Annotated in this window: 17 protein-coding genes; 14 read left to right on the forward strand and 3 right to left on the reverse strand. The window is 64.0% G+C overall.

What is annotated here, in order from left to right; translation table 11 throughout:
• The first annotated feature begins 25 nt into the window (after positions 1-25).
• Genes crtY through ACRYLT_RS16255 form a run of 4 tightly spaced genes read left to right on the forward strand, consistent with a single transcriptional unit; the run spans position 26 to position 4101 of the window.
• Positions 26-1129: a lycopene beta-cyclase CrtY gene (crtY, locus tag ACRYLT_RS16240; protein ID WP_482665118.1), complete on the forward strand. Its 1104-nt coding sequence runs from the start codon at positions 26-28 to the stop codon at positions 1127-1129.
• Positions 1126-2646 (forward strand): phytoene desaturase, encoded by a 1521-nt coding sequence (locus ACRYLT_RS16245; RefSeq protein ID WP_482665119.1) that lies wholly within the window; start codon positions 1126-1128, stop codon positions 2644-2646. Before crtY ends, ACRYLT_RS16245 begins: the two co-directional genes overlap by 4 nt.
• 1 nt (position 2647) lies before the next feature.
• Entirely contained in the window at positions 2648-3610 is a 963-nt protein-coding gene (locus tag ACRYLT_RS16250) for a phytoene/squalene synthase family protein (protein ID WP_482665120.1), read from the forward strand.
• The gene (locus tag ACRYLT_RS16255; RefSeq protein WP_482665121.1) at positions 3586-4101 is read left to right on the forward strand and encodes an O-acetyl-ADP-ribose deacetylase; all 516 of its coding nucleotides are present in this window, start codon (positions 3586-3588) and stop codon (positions 4099-4101) included. The genes ACRYLT_RS16250 and ACRYLT_RS16255 overlap by 25 nt, the downstream gene beginning before the upstream one ends.
• On the opposite strand, the gene ACRYLT_RS16260 is transcribed toward ACRYLT_RS16255, so the two are convergent.
• A complete protein-coding gene (locus ACRYLT_RS16260) occupies positions 4080-4589 on the reverse strand; it encodes a sterol desaturase family protein (RefSeq protein ID WP_482665469.1) in 510 nt (169 codons plus the stop codon). The genes ACRYLT_RS16255 and ACRYLT_RS16260 overlap by 22 nt on opposite strands.
• Positions 4590-4712: 123 nt before the next feature.
• Here ACRYLT_RS16260 and ACRYLT_RS16265 point away from each other — a divergent pair, with 123 nt between their 5' ends.
• The 8 genes from ACRYLT_RS16265 to ACRYLT_RS16300 are packed head-to-tail and all read left to right on the forward strand — an operon-like array spanning position 4713 to position 13732.
• Positions 4713-6197 (forward strand): CYTH and CHAD domain-containing protein, encoded by a 1485-nt coding sequence (locus tag ACRYLT_RS16265; protein ID WP_482665122.1) that lies wholly within the window; start codon positions 4713-4715, stop codon positions 6195-6197.
• A gap of 47 nt (positions 6198-6244) precedes the next feature.
• Positions 6245-8536, forward strand: coding sequence for a bifunctional salicylyl-CoA 5-hydroxylase/oxidoreductase (locus ACRYLT_RS16270; protein WP_482665123.1), 2292 nt, complete (start codon positions 6245-6247; stop codon positions 8534-8536).
• Positions 8533-9297 (forward strand): SDR family NAD(P)-dependent oxidoreductase, encoded by a 765-nt coding sequence (locus ACRYLT_RS16275; protein WP_482665124.1) that lies wholly within the window; start codon positions 8533-8535, stop codon positions 9295-9297. The genes ACRYLT_RS16270 and ACRYLT_RS16275 overlap by 4 nt, the downstream gene beginning before the upstream one ends.
• Positions 9294-9788 (forward strand): MarR family winged helix-turn-helix transcriptional regulator, encoded by a 495-nt coding sequence (locus tag ACRYLT_RS16280; protein ID WP_482665125.1) that lies wholly within the window; start codon positions 9294-9296, stop codon positions 9786-9788. The genes ACRYLT_RS16275 and ACRYLT_RS16280 overlap by 4 nt, the downstream gene beginning before the upstream one ends.
• Positions 9785-10594, forward strand: a complete 810-nt coding sequence (locus tag ACRYLT_RS16285) for an enoyl-CoA hydratase family protein (RefSeq protein WP_482665126.1) — start codon at positions 9785-9787, stop codon at positions 10592-10594. The genes ACRYLT_RS16280 and ACRYLT_RS16285 overlap by 4 nt, the downstream gene beginning before the upstream one ends.
• The gene (locus ACRYLT_RS16290; protein WP_482665127.1) at positions 10594-11760 is read left to right on the forward strand and encodes an acyl-CoA dehydrogenase family protein; all 1167 of its coding nucleotides are present in this window, start codon (positions 10594-10596) and stop codon (positions 11758-11760) included. Before ACRYLT_RS16285 ends, ACRYLT_RS16290 begins: the two co-directional genes overlap by 1 nt.
• A complete protein-coding gene (locus tag ACRYLT_RS16295; protein WP_482665128.1) occupies positions 11757-12149 on the forward strand; it encodes a RidA family protein in 393 nt (130 codons plus the stop codon). Before ACRYLT_RS16290 ends, ACRYLT_RS16295 begins: the two co-directional genes overlap by 4 nt.
• On the forward strand, positions 12146-13732 hold the full coding sequence (locus tag ACRYLT_RS16300; RefSeq protein ID WP_482665129.1) for an AMP-binding protein: 1587 nt from the start codon (positions 12146-12148) through the stop codon (positions 13730-13732). Before ACRYLT_RS16295 ends, ACRYLT_RS16300 begins: the two co-directional genes overlap by 4 nt.
• Here ACRYLT_RS16300 and ACRYLT_RS16305 read toward each other — a convergent pair.
• Positions 13729-14346 (reverse strand): glutathione S-transferase family protein, encoded by a 618-nt coding sequence (locus tag ACRYLT_RS16305; RefSeq protein WP_482665130.1) that lies wholly within the window; start codon positions 14344-14346, stop codon positions 13729-13731. The genes ACRYLT_RS16300 and ACRYLT_RS16305 overlap by 4 nt on opposite strands.
• An 83-nt stretch (positions 14347-14429) precedes the next feature.
• Entirely contained in the window at positions 14430-15434 is a 1005-nt protein-coding gene (locus ACRYLT_RS16310) for an NAD(P)H-quinone oxidoreductase (protein WP_482665131.1), read from the reverse strand.
• A gap of 64 nt (positions 15435-15498) precedes the next feature.
• Between ACRYLT_RS16310 and ACRYLT_RS16315 the strand changes: the two genes are divergently transcribed.
• Both ACRYLT_RS16315 and clpA read left to right on the forward strand, forming a co-directional pair.
• The gene (locus ACRYLT_RS16315) at positions 15499-15696 is read left to right on the forward strand and encodes a DUF1192 domain-containing protein (protein WP_482665132.1); all 198 of its coding nucleotides are present in this window, start codon (positions 15499-15501) and stop codon (positions 15694-15696) included.
• Between the two features lie 136 nt (positions 15697-15832).
• Positions 15833-18163: an ATP-dependent Clp protease ATP-binding subunit ClpA gene (clpA, locus tag ACRYLT_RS16320; protein ID WP_482665133.1), complete on the forward strand. Its 2331-nt coding sequence runs from the start codon at positions 15833-15835 to the stop codon at positions 18161-18163.
• Positions 18164-18186 lie beyond the last annotated feature (23 nt).

The raw sequence follows: 18186 nt of genomic DNA on the forward strand, positions 1-18186 counted from the left end.
GCTGGGTCTGCGTAAGGAGAGCGCGATGAGCGGTGGACGAAACACACCCTTGGTGATCGCGGGCGGCGGCCTTGCCGGCTGTCTCACCGCGCTTGCTCTCGCCAGATTGCGTCCCGAGGTCCCGTTCATCCTGCTGGAACAGGGCGAAAGGTTCGGCGGAAACCATATCTGGTCGTTCTTCGACGCGGACCTGGCACCGGAGGATCGATGGCTTGTCGAGCCGTTCGTCGCGAAGAGCTGGCACGGCTACGAGGTTCGTTTTCCTGAGCGAAGCCGCACCCTTGCGACCGGCTACAACAGTGCGCGGTCCGAGCTTCTGGACCGGCTGGTCCGGGACAGGCTTCGCCCCGACCAATATCGGCTCGGAGTTCGGATCGGCGAGGAGGAGATGATCGACATCGATGCCCGCGGGCCGACCGGGCTGGAAAAGCTCGATCTCGGCTGGCAGAAATTCGTCGGTCGGGAATATCGGCTGAATGCCCCTCACGGGCTTGAGCGGCCCATCGTCATGGATGCGACGGTCGAGCAGATCGACGGCTATCGGTTCGTCTACTGCCTTCCTTTCGCCGAGGACCGGCTTCTGATCGAAGACACTTATTATTCCACCGACGTCGCTCTCGACCCCTCCATTGTCGGCGCCCGACTGGACGCTTATGCCGAAGCGCAGGGCTGGCATCCTGCCAGGGTCGAAAAAGAGGAATCAGGCGTTCTGCCGGTAGCGATGGGGGGTGATTTCGATGCCTTCTGGCCCGCTCAGGAGCGACGGGCGCGGATTGGGCTGCGCGGCGGCTTCTTCCACCCGACGACCGGCTATTCGCTTCCGGACGCGGTCCGCACCGCCATGCTGATTGCCCGCCAGACCGATTTCGGATCGCTGCATCGAACTGTCAGGGACGAGGCGAAGCGCCGCTGGCAGGAGCGCGGCTTCTACCGAATGCTCGATCGGATGCTGTTCCGGGCCGCCGAGCCGAGCCAGCGTTATCGCGTGCTCCAGCATTTCTATCGGCTCGATTCGGCGCTGATCGAACGCTTCTATGCGGCTCGATCAACGGCTGCCGACAAGCTTCGCATTCTCAGCGGCAAGCCTCCGGTGCCGATCGCCAGAGCTCTTGCGGCCATGTGGGCATGACCAAACGCGCGGCCGTGATCGGCGCCGGCTTCGGCGGACTGGCGCTTGCCATCCGACTGCAATCGGCGGGGATTGCCACGACGGTGGTGGAAGCTCGGGACAAGCCGGGCGGTCGAGCCTATTTCTGGGAAAGGGACGGCTACAGGTTCGATGCCGGCCCGACCGTCATCACCGATCCCGACTGCCTCAGGGAATTGTGGGCGTTGACCGGGGCCGACCTGGCGCAGGACGTCGATCTTGTCCCGGTAAGCCCCTTCTACCGCCTCGCCTGGCCCGACGGCACCATCTTCGATTATTCGAATGACGATCGCTTCCTGGCGGAGCAGATCGAACGTCTCGATCCGGTCGACGTCGAAGGCTATCGCCGATTTCTCGATTATTCCGCCGGTGTTTATCGCGAAGGTTATGAGAAGCTCGGGGCCGTGCCGTTTCTCGATTTCCGGTCGATGCTTCGAGCGGCACCGCACCTTGCCCGCTATCAGGCATGGCGCTCGGTCTACTCGATCGTCTCCGGTTTCGTTCGCAACGAGAAGCTGCGCCAGGCGCTCTCGTTCCACACCCTCCTTGTCGGCGGGAATCCGCTGACGACGAGCGCCATCTACGCCTTGATCCACAAACTCGAGCGGGATGGCGGCGTGTGGTTCGCTCGCGGCGGCACCAATGCGCTCGTTCGCGGCATGGTCGATCACTTCCAGAGGCTGGGGGGCGAGCTTCGCCTGTCCGATCCGGTTGAGGCCATCGAAACGGCCGGCCCGCGAGTGACTGCCGTGCGGAGCCGGAGCGGGTGGCGTGGCGAGTTCGATGCCGTAGCTTCGAACGGAGACGTGGTTCACAGCTACGGACTGATCGAGGGCCATCGCCGAGGCCCGACAAGTGCGGCCCGGTTGCGCCGCAAGCGCTTCTCCCCCTCTCTGTTCGTGGTGCACTTCGGCGTTCGCGGCAAACAGCCGCAAGTCCCGCATCACACCATCCTGTTCGGCCCGCGCTATCAGGGCCTCCTCGGCGACATCTACGATCGCGGCCGCCTCGCCGACGATCCTTCGCTCTATATCCATCATCCGACGGCAACCGACCCCGAAATGGCCCCGCCGGACTGCTCCACCTTCTATGCTCTGGCGCCGGTGCCCCATCTCGGCAAGCTTGCGGTTGATTGGAGAATCGAGGGTCCAGCCTACCGCGACAGGATCCTGGAGATCGTCGAGCGCAGGCTCGTGCCGGGGCTGCGCAACCGGATCGAGGTTCTGTTCCACTACACGCCCGCCGATTTCGCTCAGGATCTCGGGGCCCATCTCGGCTCCGCCTTCAGCCTGGAGCCGCTGCTGACGCAAAGCGCCTGGTTTCGAGTCCACAATCGCGACGACGTGATCCGCAACCTTTATTTCGTCGGTGCCGGCACTCATCCCGGCGCGGGCATTCCCGGGGTTGTCGGCAGCGCCAAGGCGACGGCAGGATTGATGATCGATGACCTGCAGCCCTCCTCGAACAGGCGGCCCCGTCCGGAGCATGGCCACGACTGAAATGAAGCGCTCCCCGGCCGCCCATTCGGTTGTCACGACTGCGAGCCGAGGCCGAGCCGAACGGGAGTCGCTGGTCGCCGAGGCGGAACGTACGATCCGCGCCGGTTCCAAATCCTTTCGCTTCGCGAGCCGGATATTCGACCAGCAAACCCGCGAACGGGCGTGGCTTCTCTACGCCTGGTGCCGTGCCTGCGACGACCTCGCCGATGGCCAGACGCTAGGTCATGGCGCCGTCGCACCGGACGATCCGGAGCGCCGGATCGCATTCATTCGCGAAGCCACTGAGCGCGCCCTGGCCGGAGAGAGGACCGGCCTCGTGCCTTTCGATGCCCTGGCGGTCGTCGCAGAGGAATGCGCACTGCCCCGCAGGTTCATTGACGACCATCTCAAGGGCTTCGCGCTCGACGCCGAGGGATGGCGACCAGCCACCGAGGCGGATCTGCTGCGCTATTGCTATTATGTCGCCGGAGCGGTGGGCTGCATGATGGCGGTCCTGATGGGCGTGGCGCCCGAGGACCAGGAGACGCTCGACCGGGCCTCCGATCTCGGGATCGCCTTCCAACTCGCCAATATTGCCCGCGACATCGTCGAAGATCATGGCGTTGGGCGCTTGTACCTGCCGGGCGAGTGGCTCGAGGGCGAACAGCTGGACCCGGACGACCGGGGGAGCCTCGCTGCCATCGCCGCGCGCCTTGCGGACCTGGTCGGGCGATACGAGGCGTCGGCACGGGTGGGCGCAGCCCGCCTGCCCTTCCGCTCTCGCTGGGCCGTGCTTTCGGCGGCCAACATCTATGGCGGCATCGCTCGAAAGGTGGTCGCCCGCGCGGAAGGGGCCTGGGACAGCCGAACCATCATCCACAAGCCTGCAAAGCTGATCCTGGTCGTCCGCGCGTTGATCGAATGTGCCGATCAGCCTCAGCTCTTGCCCAGGGAGGACCTATGGAGCCGACCTCAGGCCGGATGAGAGCGCTCAAGGCGGACATCACCACTCTCCACGTCGGCGCCATCGTCAACGCGGCCAATTCCTCACTTCTGGGCGGAGGCGGAGTCGATGGGGCGATCCACCGCGCCGCCGGGCCCGACCTGCTGCGGGAATGCCGCTCCCTCGGCGGATGCAGGACTGGTGAGGCAAAGATCACGAAGGGCTACGATCTTCCGGCTCGCTGGATCATCCACACCGTCGGACCGGTCTGGCACGGCGGCGGCAATGGCGAGCCCGAACTTCTGGCCTCCTGCTACCGCAACAGCCTGCGGCTCGCTGTCGATCATGGCATCCGCACCCTCGCCTTTCCCGCCATCAGTTGCGGGGTCTACGGCTACCCTGTCGGACCGGCAGCGAAGATCGCGGTGACGGAGACCAGCGCATTCCTGGAAGATCACCCGGAGATCGACTGTGTCAGCTTCGCCCTGTTCAGCGAGGAGGTTCTGGAAGTCTATCGCGGGCTGCTGACCTGAGGCGCGCGGACTCCGGCTCTTTCACGGCGCACCAACTCCGCCTTCAGCGCCTCTGCTGGTGGCGCCCACAGGAAGCCGAAGCTGACGGTGCCCTCCTTCGTCTCGACGGCATGGTGGAGGCGATGGGCCTGGACGATCCGCTTCATATAGGCGGACCGAGCGACGTAACGGTGCCCGATCCGCTTGTGCACGATCACGTCGTGAAAGCCGAAATAGATCGCTCCATAGGCGGCGATCCCGGCACCCACCCAGACCGCCCAGTCGCCCCAGCCCAGGTTCACGCCCCCGAAGATGAGCGTGATCGAAGGAATGGCGAAGATCACGGCGTAGAGATCGTTCGCTTCGAACGGTCCGGTCCGCGGCCGGTGATGGCTTTCATGCAGAAACCAGCCGGGTCCATGCATCACCCAGCGATGGGCGGCGTAAGCCACGCCTTCCATCCCGAGCACCGTGCCCGCAAACAACAATAGGCCTGTCCACCATGACATTCGCCCCATATAGCCCCTCGTCGGGCCTTTTGCCTCTCCTTTCTAGTCCTGCCCGCGCAACCGGCCCGTCGAATAACTGTAACATTGCCGTCCCATAAGGCGTCGTCATCTGGGGGATCGGCCTTGGCCAGCGAAGTCGAGCTCAAGTTCGACGTGGAATCGGGTGGTGCCGATGCGATCCGGCAGGCCGCCCCGCTGCGATCGGCTCAGCCGGTGCAGAAGGACTATGACACCGTCTATTTCGACACTGCCGAGAGCGCTCTGCGAAAGGCGGGCTTCTCCCTTCGCGTTCGGCAGTCAGAGGACGGCTATGTCCAGGCGGTCAAGCGCAAAAAGGCCAGCTCGGCGGGCCTTTTCGTCCGGCAGGAATGGGAGAGCGAAGTTGCGCGCTTCGAGCTTGACCCGGCGGCCTTCGAAAACTCTCCCCTCAGACAGTGGATGGACCGGCACCAACCCGGCCAGCTCGAACCCTTCGTTCGAACCCGGTTCAGACGGACCTCCTGGCAGCTTGAGCATCAGGGCAGCCGGATCGAGGTTGTCCTCGACGAGGGCAGGATAACCAACGGGGGCCACGAAGCTCCTCTCATCGAACTCGAGCTCGAACTGCTGTCGGGAAAGCCGGCGCCCTTGTTCGCGCTCGCCGAGGAGATCGGCGCAACGGCGCCCTTGCGCCTGGGCGTCCTGAGCAAAGGCGAACGAGGCTATGCGCTGGCTGAGGGGCGCCTCGGCCGAGCTTCCAAGGCCGATCCGATCATTCTGGCTGCGGACGTCGACGAGGCCGAGGCCTTCTACACCATCGCTCATGGCTGCCTTCGTCATTTCCGGCTGAACGAAATCGTTCTGCTGGAGCGGGAGGATCCGGAAGCCTTGCACCAGGCGCGGGTCGCGCTGCGCCGACTGCGGGCGGCGCTGTCGCTTTTCCGGCCGACCGTCCGCGGCTCGGACTATCGACGCCTTCGCGAAGAGCTGCGCTGGTTTGCGGCGCAGTTTGGTGACGCCCGCAATGCCGACGTTCTGGTCGCGCGATTGGAGGAGCTGGGGCAGGAAGCGCCGGAGGAAATAGGCCGAACGCGAGAGGTCGCTTATTCGAGATTATCGGAGGCCCTGCGCTCGGATCGGGCGCGCCAGCTCATGCTTCGCTTCGCGCTCTGGCTCGAGACGGGGGCCTGGCGATACCGCGAGCGGGGTGCCCGACCCGTTTTCGCACTGGCGGGCGAGCAGCTGGAGCGCCGTTGGCGCAAGGTCCACCGACAAGGCTCGGACCTCGCCCGCTTGACCGAAGAGGAGCGGCACCGACTGAGGATCGACGTCAAGAAGCTTCGTTATGCCGCCGAGTTTCTCTCGTCGCTCTACCGGGCAAAGCCACTCGCACCGCGAAGGGAACGGTTCCTGGCGGCGCTCAAGGCGCTTCAGGAACAGCTCGGCGAATTGAACGATGCCTGGAACGCGCAGCAGCAGGCGGCTCAGCTTTCGCCTGAGCTTCGACACGCTCTCGAATCGCTCCACCCGGAGAAGGACCGACAGCGCGCCCTTCGCGAGGCCAGCAAGGCGTTTCATCGCGCCGAGTCCGCAGCCGGCTTCTGGAATCAACCCCCACACCGCTCTTGACCGCCCCGGCCAGAATATTTTAAGTCTAAAATAAAGGGGAGAGCCGGATGCGGATTTCATGCCTCGGCGGCGGGCCTGCCGGGCTCTACTTCGCGATTTCGATGAAGTTGCGCGATCCCGCGCATGAAATCGACCTGTTCGAGCGGAACCGGTCCGACGACACGTTCGGATGGGGAGTCGTCTTCTCCGACCAGACGGTCGAAAACCTGATGCGGAACGATCCCGTGTCAGGGGCCGTCATTGCCGGCGAATTCGCGCATTGGGACGATATCGACGTCCACGTCCACGGAACGACCATCCGCTCCTCGGGCCACGGCTTCATCGGCATCGGCCGCAAGCGTCTGCTCAGCATTCTTCAGCAAAGAGCGCGCGAACTCGGCGTTCGGCTCCACTTCGAACATGAGGCCAGCCCCGAGCTCGAGGACTGGCAGGATTATGATCTCGTCATCGCTGCCGACGGCGCGAACAGCCGGATTCGGACCCGCTACGAGTCGCATTTCGATGTCGACATCCAGGTTCGGCGGAACAAGTTCTTCTGGTTCGGCACAGCCAAGGTATTCGATGCCTTCACCTTTGCCTTCGAGAAGACGGATTCCGGCTGGGTGTGGGCCCATGCCTATCGCTTCGACGACGATCTTTCGACGTTCATCGTCGAGATGGCACCCGAGACCTGGGCGGGACTCGGACTCGACCGAATGGATCAGCCCGAAGCCATCGCGCTTTGCGAGCGCATCTTCGCCAAACACCTCGATGGCCATTCGCTCATGTCGAATGCGAGGCACCTGCCGGGTCCGCAGGCCTGGCTCAACTTCCGCCGGATCGTGTGCCGCCGCTGGTCCCATCGCAACCTGATCCTGCTCGGCGACGCGGCCCACACCGCTCATTTCTCGATCGGCTCCGGGACGAAGCTGGCGCTCGAGGATGCGATCAAGCTGGCGGAGGTGCTGAACAGGCCCGGTCTCGATCGAGCCGAGGCGCTCGACGAATATCAGGCAGAGCGCAATCTCGAAGTCCTCAAGCTCCAGAACAGCGCCCGCAACTCGACCGAATGGTTCGAGACGCTGGAGCGTTACCTCCACTTCGAACCCATTCAATTCGCTTATTCACTGCTCACCCGTTCGCAGCGGGTCAGTCACGAAAACCTGCGGCTTCGGGACAAGACGTGGCTCGAGGGAGTCGAACGCTGGTTCCAGTCGAGGGCCCGCGGAGCGCCGGCCAACGACCCGGCACCGCCGATGTTCGCCCCCTTCCGCTTACGGGACATGACCCTCGAGAACCGGATCGTCGTCTCGCCGATGGCGATGTATTCGGCCGTGGACGGCACACCCGACGATTTCCACCTCGTCCATTATGGCGAACGCGCCAAGGGCGGGGCTGGCCTCGTCTATACCGAAATGACGTGCGTATCGGCCGAGGGACGGATCACCCCGGGCTGCACCGGCATGTACCGACCGGAACATGTCAGCGCGTGGCGGCGCATCGTCGACTTCGTCCACGCGCACAGCAAGGCCAAATTCTGCCTTCAACTCGGACATTCCGGACCCAAGGGAAGCACCAGGGTCGGCTGGGAAGGCTATGACGTGCCGCTCGAAAGCGGCAACTGGCCGGTGATGGCGGCTTCGGCCGTCCCGTGGACCCAGTGCAATCAGGTTCCGCGGCCGATGACCCGCAAGGACATGGACGAGGTCGTCGCGCAATTTGTCGCCGCTACCCGATGGGGAGAAGAAGCGGGTTTCGACATGATCGAGCTCCACGCGGCGCACGGCTATCTGCTTTCCAGTTTCATCACTCCGCTGACGAACAGGCGCACGGACGAATATGGCGGTAGCCTGGAGAACCGTCTCCGATTTCCGCTGGAAGTCTTCCGGGCGATGCGCGCCGCCTGGCCGGAGCACAAGCCGATGTCGGTGCGCATCTCGGCAAACGACTGGATGGGCGACAAAGGCGTGACTCCCGACGAAGCCGTCGAGATCGGACGCGCCTTCGCCGAAGCGGGTGCGGACCTGATCGACGTTTCCGCCGGTCAGACCTGGGCCGATTGTCAGCCCATCTACGGCCGCATGTTCCAGACCCCGTTCGCGGACCAGATTCGGAACGAAGCCCGGCTGACGACGATGGCCGTGGGCAACATCTATGAGCCGGACCATGTCAATTCGATCCTGGCGGCAGGTCGCGCCGATCTTGTCGCGCTCGCCCGGCCCCATCTGGTCGATCCGATGTGGACTCTTCGGGCCGCTGCCCAGCAGGACTACCGCCGAGTTCATGTGCCGCCGCAATATCTGGGAGGAATGGCTCAGCTCGCGCGTAATCTGCAACGCGAAGCGGAACTGAAGGCGTGAGCCGGCTCGCCGGACAGCATGCCGTGGTCACCGGCGGCGGAACCGGCATCGGGGCCGCGATCGCGCGCGCCCTTGCTGCCGAAGGGGCAAGACTGACTCTCGTCGGCCGTCGCCGCGAAAAGCTGGAAGAAGTCGCGTCTGGCGGACTGGACGCGCTCGTCGCTCCGGCCGACATAACGAGCCGGCAGGAAATGGAAGATTGCCTGGCGATCGCTCGCGAGGCGCAGGGACCTGTCTCGATCCTGGTGAACAATGCCGGTGCGGCCGAGAGCGCGCCCTTGGCGAAGATCACGGCGGAAAGCTGGCGTCAGACGATGGCGGTCAACCTCGATGCGCTGTTCCACTGCTGCCAGGCGGCGCTCCCTGACCTGCTCGAGGCGAATGCCGGCCGAATCGTCAACATCGCATCGACGGCCGGGCTCAAAGGCTATGCCTACACCGCCGCATATGTCGCGGCGAAGCATGGCGCGATCGGCCTGACTCGCGCGCTGGCCGTGGAGCTGGCCAGGACGGGGGTGACGGTGAACGCCGTTTGCCCCGGTTTCACCGACACGGAGATGGCGGCGGAAGCCGTGGCCAACATTCGGGCCAAGACCGGAAGAAGCGAGGAGGAAGCGGTCGCGGAGCTTGCCCGATTCAATCCGCAGGGTCGGCTGATCCAGCCGGAGGAAGTCGCCAGCGCCGTCGTCTGGCTGTGCCTCCCCGAAAACCGCTCGATTACCGGACAGGCCCTCGTCATCGCCGGCGGAGAGGTCATGTGAATCAGGCGCTCGCCATTCGCGAGAAGCATGAGGGTGGGCTTGGCGACGGCTCGAGCGTGCGCGTCTGGCTTCGCCTGCTTTCCTGCACCATCGCGATCGAAAAGGAGGTGCAGCGGCGCTTTGGCGAGCTGGGAATCACCCTGCCCCGCTTCGACGTGCTGGCGGCTCTCGATCGCCATCCCGAGGGCCTCGCGATGGGCGCTCTGTCCCAAGCCTTGCTCGTATCGAACGGCAACGTGACCCAGCTGGTCCAGAAGCTTGTTCGGGAGGGCCTTGTCGAAATGCGAAAGCCGCCTGAAGATCGCCGTTCGTCGATCGTTCGACTGACCGACGATGGACGGAAACAGTTCGAGAAGCTGGCACAGGCACATCAGGAGTGGATCGATAGCATGTTCGAAGGCCTGGAGTTGACGCAACGCGAGTTGCTTTACCTGACGTTGGGATCGCTCAAGTCTTCGATCGGCAGGGCCTCGGTCAGGAGCGGCGGATGAATCCGGAAACGTTCCAACCCAGCCACTTCCGGTGGGACTTCGCCGACGGCGTGGCGACGGTCACTCTGAACCGCCCGGAGCGGAAAAACCCCCTCACTTTCGAATCCTATGCCGAGCTTCGCGACACATTTCGCCAGCTCGTCTACGTCAAGGAGGTGAAGGCCGTGGTCGTTGCCGGCGCTGGCGGAAACTTCAGCTCCGGCGGCGACGTGCACGAAATCATCGGGCCGTTGACGGAGCGGCAGATGCCGGGCCTGATCGACTTCACCCGGATGACGGGCGACCTGGTCAAGGCGATGCGCGGCTGCCCGCAGCCGATCGTCGCGGCGATCGACGGAGTCTGCGTCGGCGCCGGAGCGATCGTCGCCATGGCGTCGGACATCCGCCTTGCGACGCCAGAGGCGAAGACCGCCTTTCTCTTCTCCCGGGTCGGTCTGGCGGGTTGCGACATGGGCGCCTGCGCGATCCTTCCCCGGATCATCGGCCAGGGTCGTGCATCGGAGCTGCTCTTCACCGGCCGGGTGATGACGGCCGAAGAAGGCGAGCACTGGGGATTTCACAACCGGCTGGTTCCCGCCGAAAGCCTTCTTCAAGAAGCACAGGCACTGGCGCAGAGCCTCGCAAGCGGACCGACCTTCGCTCATGGGATCACCAAGACCCAGCTCAACACCGAGTGGGCGGTGAGCCTCGACGTGGCGATCGAGATGGAGGCCCAGGCGCAGGCGATCTGCATGGCGACCAACGACTTCCGTCGCGCCTTCGAAGCCTTTGCGGCGAAGCGAACGCCCGAGTTCGAGGGCGACTGATGCCGGATCGCACGTTTCTCGACTGGCCCTTCTTCGACGACAGCCATCGCCGGCTCGCCGAGGCGCTGGAAGATTGGTGCCGGGCCGAACTGACGGCGGCTCATGGCCAGGACCTCGACACCGAGTGCCGGAACCTGGTCGCAAGGCTCGGGGCGGGCGGGTGGCTGCGCTACTGCGTGCCCGCCGCATATGGCGGAATCGCGGACTCGCTGGATGTGCGATCGCTCGCTCTGATCCGGGAAACTCTGGCACGTCACTCGGCTCTCGCGGACTTCGCCTTCGCGATGCAGGGGCTCGGATCCGGCGCGATCACCCTGTTCGGTTCGGAGCAGCAGCGGAGTGCCTACCTGCCGGCAGTGGCCAGGGGCGAGAGAATCGCCGCTTTCGCGTTGACGGAGCCCGCCTCCGGGTCCGACGTCGCGTCGATGGAGACGACCGCCGAAGAGATTGCGGGAGGCTACCGGGTCAATGGCGCCAAGACCTACATCTCCAACGGTGGAATAGCGGACTTCTATGTCCTGTTCGCCCGCACCGGCGAAGCTCCGGGAGCGAAGGGCATCTCCGCCTTCATCGTCGACGCCGAAACGGACGGGCTGGATTGCAGGGAACGGATCGAGGTCATCGCTCCACACCCCCTCGCCACCCTCAGATTCAGCGACATGCAGCTGCCGCAATCCGCCCTGCTCGGCGAGCGGGGCCGCGGCTTCGCCCAGGCAATGGCGACTCTCGACGTCTTCAGGACCACCGTAGGCGCGGCGGCCCTCGGCTTGTCCCGCAGGGCGCTCGATGAAGCGACGGACCGGGCTCTCGGTCGCCGCCTCGGCACCGGAACCCTGGCGGAGAATGCCGTCGTTCAGTCGATGCTGGCGGAGATGGTGCTGGACGTCGAGAGTTCGGCCCTCCTTGTCTATCGAGCCGCCTGGCTGCGCGACGTGAAGCAGCTGAGGAACAGTCGGGAAGCGGCCTTGGCGAAGCTTCACGCCACGGACAGCGCTCAGCAGGTGATCGACAAGGCGGTCCAGATTTTCGGAGGGCTGGGAGTGACGGTCGGAGTGCCGGTGGAAGCGCTTTATCGGGAGATCAGGGCCTTGCGGATCTATGAGGGGGCTTCGGAAGTGCAGAAAGTGGTGATCGCTCGTCATCATCTTGCGGGTCATGGCCGATGAGGGCGCTGCTTCCGACAGGGTGGCCTCGCCCGAAAGGCTATTCGAATGGCATTTCGGCGACAGGCCGGATGGTGTTCACGGCGGGGATCATCGGCTGGAACGCCCAGGAGGAATTCGAGGCCGACGACATGGCCGGGCAGTTCCGCCAGCTTCTGCTCAACATGCTCGCGGTCCTCGGCGAAGGTGGAGCCAGGCCCGAGCATATCGTCCGGATGACCTGGTATGTCACCGACATGGACGAATATCGATCCAGCCTCTCGGCCATCGGCGCTGCCTATCGCGAGCTGATCGGAAAGCATTTTCCAACCATGGCAGTGGTTCAGGTCGGATCGCTCGTGGAGCCCAAAGCGAGGATCGAGATCGAGGCGACAGCGGTGGTGCCTGAATGACGACAGCCCATTTCGATACCTACATCCGCGATCGGCTGCCGGCGCCGGAGCAGCAGCCGGAATTCCTGTTCGAACTGCCGGACCTCAAATATCCGGATCGCCTGAACGCCGCCGTGGAGTTGATCGACCGTCACGATCCGCAGGCTCTGGCCGTGATCAACGACTCCGGCCGCTGGACCTATGGCGAGATGGCGGATCTTTCGGACCGGATCGCCCGGCTATTGTCCGAAGAGGAAGGATTGGTGCCCGGCAACCGGGTTTTCCTTCGCGGGCCCAACAACGCCATGCTGTTCGCGGCCTGGCTCGGAGTCCTCAAGGCGGGCGGGATCGTCGTGGCCACGATGCCGATGCTGCGCCCAGGCGAAATCGCCACGATCCTCGGCCGGGCCCGGATCAGCCATGCCATCATCGATAGTCGCTTCCGCGAGGATTTCGATGCTGCCGGCGGAGTCGGTTCGCTCCTTACCTATGATGGCGATACCGGAACGGGCGAGCTCGAACGCCGACTGAAGCAGGTCGCCCCTGGCTTCGCTCCCGTTCAGACCCATCGCGACGATGTTGCTCTGGTCGCCTTCACCTCCGGCACCACCGGCAGGCCCAAGGGCTGTGTCCATTTCCATCGGGACGTGCTGGCGAGCTGCGACAGTTTCGCCCGTTACGTGCTTCGGCCGCGCCCGGGCGACCGCTGGGCCTGCTCGGCGCCCATTGCCTTCACCTTCGGGCTGGGCATGCTTCTGACCTTTCCGTGGCGTTTCGGCGGGACCGCGGTGACGATAGAGACACCGGGACCGAAGCCGCTGCTCGAAGCCATCGAAAAGCACAAGGTGACGACCCTCGCCACCGCTCCAACCGCCTACAAGGCGATGACGGGACTGCTCGGCGACCATGACATCTCCACCCTTCATACCTGTGTCTCGGCGGGGGAGCATCTTCCCGCGGCCACCTGGCACGCCTGGCACGAGGCGACCGGGCTTCGGATCATCGACGGCATCGGCGCAACCGAGATGATGCACATCTTCATTTCGGCTTCCGGCGAGGACATCCGTCCCGGATCGACCGGCAAAGCGGTCCCGGGCTATGTCGCGACGGTACTGGACGAGATGGACCGGCCGATGGCGAGCGGCACCGGACGCCTCGCCATCAAGGGCCCGACCGGCTGCCGCTATTTCGATGACGAACGCCAGAAGGCCTATGTGAGGAATGGCTGGAACGTCACCGGCGACACCTACCGGAAGGACGATGACGGCTATTTCTGGTATCTCGCCCGATCCGACGACATGATCATCTCTGCCGGCTACAACATCGCTGCGCCTGAGGTGGAAAATGCCCTCTATGGCCATCCGGCCGTGCAGGAATGCGCCGTGATTGGAACTCCCTGCGAGGAGCGCGGCCAGAAAGTGAAGGCCTTCATCGTCGCCGCGCCCGGCTATGTGCCGTCCGAGGCGCTCGCCCGAGCTCTTCAGGACCATGTGAAGGCGACGATCGCTCCCTACAAATATCCGCGCGAGATCGAGTTCGCCGAGGCGCTTCCGAAGACGGCGACGGGCAAGTTACAGCGCTTCGCGCTTCGCGAACGCGCCTAGGCACTCAACGGAACATAGCCCGGTGTGGCTTCGATCCGCCTGAGCCAGGCGCCGAGGCTCGGATAATCGGCAAGCCGGAACCCACCTTCTTCGGCGACGTGCGTGTATGCGTAGAGCACAATGTCCGCCAGGCTGAGGCTGTCGCCGACGAACCAATCGCGTCCAGCGAGATGTTCGTCCATCAGCTTGAGCGCGGCTTCGCCGGCGGCACGCTTGCTCGGCATCTGCACCCGCTGCTCCGCCGTCAGCCGATCCTCACCGACAAAGCCGATCCAGAACCGCAATGTCGCAATATTGGGCTCGTGATTATATTGTTCGAAGAACATCCAGCGCAGCATGTCCGAGCGTTCGAACCGATCGCTCGGTACCAGCGGCGTTCCCTCCGCGAGATAGAAACAGGCGGCGTTGCTTTCCGGAATGTAGCGGTCGCCGATCTGAAGCACCGGGATCCGGCCGTTGGCATTGACGCTGGCCAGGAATTCGGGCGTTCGGGTCTCGCCCTTCAGGATGTCATAACCCCGCCTCTCGATCGAAAGTCCGAGCAAGGCCGCCGTCAACCGCACCTTGTAACAATTGCCCGAGGGGGCATATTCGTGAAGCACCAACGCGTCCAAGGCGATCCTCCCTGCTGCCGAGGCTGTCGGGCAAGCCGGATGCGGCGACAAGCAGGTTTTTAGGAGCTTCTCATAAGCGCTGCTTATCGAGAAACCTCCAGGACGATCTTGCCGACATGTTCGCCCCCCTCCATTCGTCTGTGCGCCTCGGCCGCTTGATCGAGCGGCAGGACGATGTCGATGACCGGTCTCAACCGCTCTTCCTCAACGAGCGGCCAGACGGTTCGAAGAATGTCCTCGGCCAAAAGGGCCTTGAACTCGATCGTTCGAGGACGAAGGGTCGACCCGGTGAGCGTCAGCCGACGCTGCATCACCCGGCCGATATTGAGTTCAGCCTTCGCGCCGCGCTGGACGGCGATCGATACATGGCGTCCTTCGTCCGCCAGGCAATCGAGATTGCGCGACAGATAGTCGCCGCCCACCATGTCGAGCAGGATATCGACGCCCCGCCCGTCGGTCAGCCGCTTCACCTCCTCGACGAAATCGTGGGATCGATAGTTGATGGCGAAGTCGGCACCGAGTTCCTCTGCTCGCCGGCACTTCTCGTCGCTGCCGCAGGTGACGACAATTCGAACGCCGAACAGCTTGCACAAGGCGATCGCCATCGTTCCGATTCCGCTGGTGCCGCCATGCACGAGTGCGGTCTCGCCGTCGCGGACATAGCCGCGCTGGAAAAGGTTGCTCCAGACGGTGAAAAGGGTTTCGGGAATGGCTGCGGCTTCCACCAAAGTGAGCGCCGGAGGCACCGGGAGGCAGAGGCTGGCCTGGGCAACGGCATATTCGGCATATCCGCCACCTGCGACCAGCGCGCAGACATTCTGTCCGATCAGCTCCCTCGCCACGCCTTTCCCCGCCTCGACGATCGTCCCGGCAATCTCGAGACCAGGGATGGATGGCGCTCCGGGCGGCGGAGGGTAGAGCCCTCGTCGTTGCAGCACATCCGGACGGTTCACGCCCGCTGCCTGAACCCTGACCAGGACCTCGCCCGGCCCGGGCGTCGGCACCGAGCGACGCACGGAGATCAGCACTTCCGGACCGCCCGGCTCGGCCGGATCGATCGCGTTCATCTCTTCGGGCTGTGCGCTCATCTTCCCCCGTCCGGCCGGCGCGCTGTTTATTGACTTGGCGCGAGTCTCGGTCAACGTTGTCGGTATGGATCTGGACGAACTCTTTCCCGATAAGCCCGACGATCCGCTGACCTTGCTGACCAAACAGGATCTGGACCCCTTTTCAGTCCACGAGCTGGAAGCTCGGATCGCGATCCTGGAAGCGGAGATCGAGCGGGTGAAGGCGAAGCTCCACAACGCGGTTAACTTCCGGGCAAGCGCCGAGGAGTTATTCAAGCGATGACGTTTCCGCTGGGAACCTCCGGCCCGGCCGGGTTTTCCCAGACTGTTTCGGGTCGATGCTTGATGATGGCGTATCTAAACCCGACATGGGGAGCATGTGGCCCGTAGACTTGGCTGCGGGCCGGTAGGAGTAAGCAATGCCTTCTTTTGCCCGCGAACTCGAGCAGACGCTCCATAATGCCCTCGCCGAGGCGAGCGGCCGCAGGCACGAATATGCAACCCTTGAACACCTCCTTCTCGCTCTGACGGAGGACGTCCATGCCGGTCGCGTGATGGAAGCCTGCGGAGTCAATCTGCCGGAGCTCAAGGAACAGGTCCGTCACTATCTCGACAACGAGCTTGAAGCTCTGAAGGTCGAAGGTGAGACGGATCCCTCGCCGACGAGCGGCTTCCAGCGAGTCGTGCAACGCGCCATCCTTCACGTCCAGTCTTCGGGCCGGGACGAGGTGACAGGCGCCAATGTTCTGGTCGCGCTCTTTTCCGAGCGCGAGAGCTATGCCGTCTATTTCCTTCAGCAGCAGGACATGAGCCGCCTCGACGCGGTGACCTACATTTCCCATGGTGTCGGCAAGGGCGAGGCGATCAGCCAGGCTCCCGAGCCGAAGGGAGCGGAGGAACAGAAGCAGGAGGAGGGCAAGAAGAAGCCCGAATCGGCGCTCAAGCAGTTCACGGTCAACCTCAACGAGAAGGCGAAGGAAGGCCGGGTCGACCCGCTGATCGGCCGCGGACCGGAGGTCGACCGAACGGTGCAGATCCTCTGCCGCCGGTCGAAGAACAACCCGCTCTATGTTGGCGATCCAGGCGTCGGCAAGACCGCCATTGCCGAAGGGCTGGCGCGCAAGATCATCGAGGGCGATGTTCCCGAAGTCCTCAAGCCAGCGGTCATCTATTCGCTCGACATGGGCGCGCTTCTGGCCGGGACGCGCTACCGCGGCGATTTCGAGGAACGGCTTAAGGCGGTCGTGTCGGAGCTTGAGAAGCTCCCGCACGCCATCCTCTTCATCGACGAGATCCACACCGTGATCGGCGCCGGCGCCACCTCCGGCGGTGCGATGGACGCGTCCAACCTTCTGAAACCGGCGCTCTCCAACGGCTCGATCCGATGCATCGGGTCGACCACCTACAAGGAGTTCCGAAACCATTTCGAGAAGGACCGAGCGCTGCTCCGTCGCTTCCAGAAGATCGACGTCAACGAGCCGACGATCGAGGATACGGTGAAGATCCTTGCCGGTCTTCGGTCCGCCTTCGAGGAGCATCACGGAGTCAAGTATACGCCGGATGCGATCAAGGCGGCCGTGGAGCTTTCGGCACGCTACATCAACGACCGCAAGCTGCCCGACAAGGCCATCGACGTGATCGACGAAGTCGGCGCGATGCAGATGCTGGTCGTGCCGTCCAAGCGCAAGAAGACGATCACCACCAAGGAGATCGAGGCCGTCATCTCGACCATCGCCCGGATTCCCGCAAAGAGCGTGTCCAGCGACGACAAGAAGGCGCTGGAGCATCTCGAGCGCGATCTGAAGCGGGTCGTTTTCGGCCAGGACAAGGCGATCGAGGTCCTGTCCTCGGCAATCAAGCTCAGTCGGGCCGGCCTCCGCGATCCCGACAAGCCGATCGGCAACTATCTCTTCTCGGGCCCGACCGGCGTCGGCAAGACGGAGGTCGCGCGCCAGCTCGCGTCGATAATGGGAATCCCGCTGCAGCGCTTCGACATGTCGGAATATATGGAGAGGCACAGCGTATCCCGGCTGATCGGCGCGCCTCCGGGCTATGTCGGCTACGATCAGGGCGGGCTGCTGACGGACGCGATCGACCAGCATCCGCACTGCGTGCTCCTCCTCGACGAAATTGAGAAGGCGCATCCCGACCTGTTCAACATCCTGCTTCAGGTGATGGACAACGGCAAGCTGACCGATCATCACGGCAAGACCGTCGACTTCCGCAATGTCATCCTGATCATGACGACCAATGCGGGCGCCGCCGACATGGCGAGCGAGGGCATTGGCTTCGGCAATGTGTCGAAGGAGGATGCCAGCGACGAGGCAGTGAAGCGGATGTTCACGCCCGAGTTCCGCAACCGGCTCGATGCGATCGTTCCGTTCGGCTACCTGCCGCCGGAAGTCGTCGCGCGGGTCGTGGACAAGTTCATCCTTCAGCTCGAACTGCAGCTGGCGGAGCGAAACGTCCACATCGAACTCGACGAGGATGCCCGCAAGTGGCTGACCGAACGCGGCTACGACAAGCTGTACGGCGCCCGCCCGATGGGTCGTCTGGTTCAGGAGAAGATCAAGCAGCCTCTCGCCGAGGAGCTGCTGTTCGGAAAGCTCGTCAATGGCGGCGAGGTCAAGGTCCGGATCAAGGACAATGCCCCCGCCTTCGAAGTCATCCCGGCTCCACCCAAGGCTTCGCGAAGGAAAAAGGCCTCGGGCAAGACCAAGCCCGAGGATCATCCCGAGCAGCAGGCGTAACAAGGAAGGCCCCCAGCATGGGG

Source organism: Sphingosinicella sp. SM1-17, assembly GCF_056821765.1.

Bases quoted from the DNA above. Each gene is read 5' to 3' on its own strand.
- crtY (WP_482665118.1), top strand. From the start codon at position 26: ATGAGCGGTGGACGAAACACACCCTTGGTGATCGCGGGCGGCGGCCTT.
- ACRYLT_RS16245 (WP_482665119.1), top strand. From the start codon at position 1,126: ATGACCAAACGCGCGGCCGTGATCGGCGCCGGCTTCGGCGGACTGGCG.
- ACRYLT_RS16260 (WP_482665469.1), bottom strand. From the start codon at position 4,589: ATGTCATGGTGGACAGGCCTATTGTTGTTTGCGGGCACGGTGCTCGGG.
- ACRYLT_RS16310 (WP_482665131.1), bottom strand. From the start codon at position 15,434: ATGAGCGCACAGCCCGAAGAGATGAACGCGATCGATCCGGCCGAGCCG.
- ACRYLT_RS16270 (WP_482665123.1), top strand. From the start codon at position 6,245: ATGCGGATTTCATGCCTCGGCGGCGGGCCTGCCGGGCTCTACTTCGCG.
- ACRYLT_RS16300 (WP_482665129.1), top strand. From the start codon at position 12,146: ATGACGACAGCCCATTTCGATACCTACATCCGCGATCGGCTGCCGGCG.
- clpA (WP_482665133.1), top strand. From the start codon at position 15,833: ATGCCTTCTTTTGCCCGCGAACTCGAGCAGACGCTCCATAATGCCCTC.
- ACRYLT_RS16315 (WP_482665132.1), top strand. From the start codon at position 15,499: ATGGATCTGGACGAACTCTTTCCCGATAAGCCCGACGATCCGCTGACC.
- ACRYLT_RS16290 (WP_482665127.1), top strand. From the start codon at position 10,594: ATGCCGGATCGCACGTTTCTCGACTGGCCCTTCTTCGACGACAGCCAT.
- ACRYLT_RS16255 (WP_482665121.1), top strand. From the start codon at position 3,586: ATGGAGCCGACCTCAGGCCGGATGAGAGCGCTCAAGGCGGACATCACC.
- ACRYLT_RS16250 (WP_482665120.1), top strand. From the start codon at position 2,648: ATGAAGCGCTCCCCGGCCGCCCATTCGGTTGTCACGACTGCGAGCCGA.
- ACRYLT_RS16295 (WP_482665128.1), top strand. From the start codon at position 11,757: ATGAGGGCGCTGCTTCCGACAGGGTGGCCTCGCCCGAAAGGCTATTCG.
- ACRYLT_RS16285 (WP_482665126.1), top strand. From the start codon at position 9,785: ATGAATCCGGAAACGTTCCAACCCAGCCACTTCCGGTGGGACTTCGCC.